Consider the following 2568-nt stretch of genomic DNA (forward strand, 5'->3'; position numbering starts at 1 on the left):
GGTGAACCTCTGTACCAAGTGTACCAACGTCCGATGGAATTTCGGCTTGATCTTTTCTTTTACGCCGCACAGTTCGACCAGATGGATGGCGGTACTTATATGCACCTCGTTGTGTCCGGTTTTCAGCGCGTTGCTGAATAACTTTTCGGCTACCTGCGGATTATACTTTGATGAAAGGCTATGTTATGGAATTCACAGGAAGTACAGAAGCAGAAATCATTTAGACTCATCCCGATGTCCCACTACTATTCCCATTAGTATGCAGATACCTCTGCATGTCAGATAGAATACGTCTACTAAATTACTGGTTAACTCCATACTATCCAGATGAACAAGACAAAACGGAAATCGAAAAGAAATGAAAAAGGATAGCCATTACAAACTTTCTTTACCGGATGAGTGGCAAAAAGAAGATTTCACTGCGTATATAGCCTTAGAAAATGAAGAAAAGAGCTGCCACGGAACACCTTCCGGGCAGCTCTCCTTTCATAGAAGTAAAGTAACAGAAAGAGAGTATGATACAGTTTTAATTCTGTCCGCCTCCCAACGCTTGGAATAGGTTAATTAAGCTTTGTATTTCGGTAAAATGATTAGCAGTCTGCGACAATTGTGCGCTAAGCAATGTCTGCCGGGCTGTGAGTACTTCCAGATAAGTGGTATTGCCATGCTCCATCAGCAATGAAGTACTTCTCAGGGCGGTTTGTAAAGAAGCAACCTGTTTATCCAACAGAAGTTTCTTGCCCTGACTGGTCTGATAAGCCGTTAATGCATCGTTCACCTCGCTGCCTGCATTGAGCAAGGTTTGCTGGAAGCCAAGTGCGGCTTCTTCCTGCTGTGCACGGGCAATGCGATACTGGGCAACTACCTGTCCGCGGTTGAAGAGCGGTTGCGTCAGCGATCCTACAGCAGATGCCAGAAACTTGCCCGGATTGAGTATCATCACTCCGGCAGAGTTCGTCCAGCCGGCACTTCCACTTAAAGTAATGGAGGGATAGAAAGCCGAACGGGCCTTATTGGTACCATAAAACGCTGCTTCGAGTGAACGCTCGGCACTGCGGACATCGGGACGACCGGAAAGCATCTGCACCGGAATACCTACCGAAAAGTCGGTGGGGAACTGCTGCTGTGCCAGACTACCACGTTCATAATGACGGGGTGTTTCAGCCAACAGAAGGGCAAGACTGTTCTCTGCCTGGTTGATTTGCTTCCTCAAGTCGAGCACGGAGCCCTGTACCTGATAGTACGTCGCCTCCATCTGCGATACGGCCGATTCATTCGCCATTCCGGCATTCATCAAGGCACGAGTAGACGCCACGGTTTCTTTCCACGCTTCTTCCGTTTGCCGGGAAATGGCAAGTTGTTCGTCGAGCATCAGCAGCGTATAATAGGTATTGGCTATCCCGGCTATCAGTTGGGTACGGACAGCCTGACGATAATCCTCACTTTGAGCATAAAGAGCTTGCGACTGTTTCTTGGCATTGCGCATACGGCCGAAGACGTCCAACTCCCAACTGGCAGTGACGGGCAACGAATAAGTTTGCGTTGCCTTTTGCGTATCGAAGCTGCTCACGGTTCCCTGCGGAGCAAGAGCAAAGGCAGGCAGGAAAGCAAGTTTGGCAGACATCAGTGTTGCCTGTGCTTCCTCTACACGAAGCTGGGCAGACTGATAATCAGTATTGGTCTGCAATCCCACTTCAATGAGGGATTGCAGATAAGGATCGGTGAAGAGTTCCCGCCAATCCATATTACCCAGACTGACGGTGTCTTCGCTCACTACTTCCCCGCCATAAAGCTGGTCGGGGATGGAAGTAACGGGCTCGTATTTAGTATAGATGCCACAACTGCTCAGCAGCAGGCCAGTGACAGCTAATGTGATGATTTGCTTTTTCATTCTTCAGTATCTTTAATATGTTTCCTAGAATTGATTTTATCAATAATGCACCATAGAATGGCAGCAATGCAATATGCAATCAACTGCTCTACCCAAAATATGTCACCTTGATACATCATCTTTTCTTTCATTTATTTATTATTCCGTTCAGCTTCACTCTTCTCCTTCTCAAGCAACACTTGTACGTCTGCTTCTTCCTCCATCGGCGGACGGATTTTCTCCTGTAAGAATTCAAAGATAATGTAGAAGACGGGAACAACGAAGAGCAATGCCAGGGTACCGACAAGCATACCACCCACAACGCCCGTACCCAGCGAACTGTTACCATTGGCACCTGCACCGGAGGAGAACATCAACGGAAGCATACCGAAAATCATTGTCAGCACCGTCATCAGGATAGGACGCAAGCGAACCTGTGCGGCAGAATAGGCAGATTCCACGATGCCCATTCCTTTACGACGACGCTCTATGGCGTATTCCGTAATCAGGATAGCCGTCTTGGCCAGCAAACCAATCAACATAATCACACCTGTTTGCAGGTAAATGTTATTCTCCAGCCCGAGCAACTTGGCAAACAGGAATGATCCCATCAATCCGAACGGTACGGAGAAAATAACGGCAAACGGTACAAAAAAACTTTCGTAAAGACATGCCAGAATCAGATAGATAAGGAATAT

Annotated in this window: 3 protein-coding genes; 1 reads left to right on the forward strand and 2 read right to left on the reverse strand. The window is 47.4% G+C overall.

What is annotated here, in order from left to right:
* The first annotated feature begins 358 nt into the window (after positions 1-358).
* A complete protein-coding gene (locus BACCELL_RS26470; protein ID WP_129617731.1) occupies positions 359-559 on the forward strand; it encodes a hypothetical protein in 201 nt (66 codons plus the stop codon).
* Here the strand turns inward: BACCELL_RS26470 and BACCELL_RS05790 are convergent.
* On the reverse strand, positions 527-1891 hold the full coding sequence (locus tag BACCELL_RS05790) for a TolC family protein (RefSeq protein ID WP_007210680.1): 1365 nt from the start codon (positions 1889-1891) through the stop codon (positions 527-529). The genes BACCELL_RS26470 and BACCELL_RS05790 overlap by 33 nt on opposite strands.
* 131 nt (positions 1892-2022) lie before the next feature.
* Positions 2023-2568: efflux RND transporter permease subunit (locus BACCELL_RS05795; RefSeq protein ID WP_007210682.1), on the reverse strand; the 546-nt coding region annotated here is incomplete at its 5' end.

The organism is Bacteroides cellulosilyticus DSM 14838, from assembly GCF_000158035.1.
In the GTDB taxonomy this organism is placed as follows: domain Bacteria; phylum Bacteroidota; class Bacteroidia; order Bacteroidales; family Bacteroidaceae; genus Bacteroides; species Bacteroides cellulosilyticus.

What these genes read in the sequence shown, in the direction of transcription:
- BACCELL_RS05790 (WP_007210680.1), bottom strand. Translation starts at nt 1,891, where the DNA reads ATGAAAAAGCAAATCATCACATTAGCTGTCACTGGCCTGCTGCTGAGC.
- BACCELL_RS26470 (WP_129617731.1), top strand. Translation starts at nt 359, where the DNA reads ATGAAAAAGGATAGCCATTACAAACTTTCTTTACCGGATGAGTGGCAA.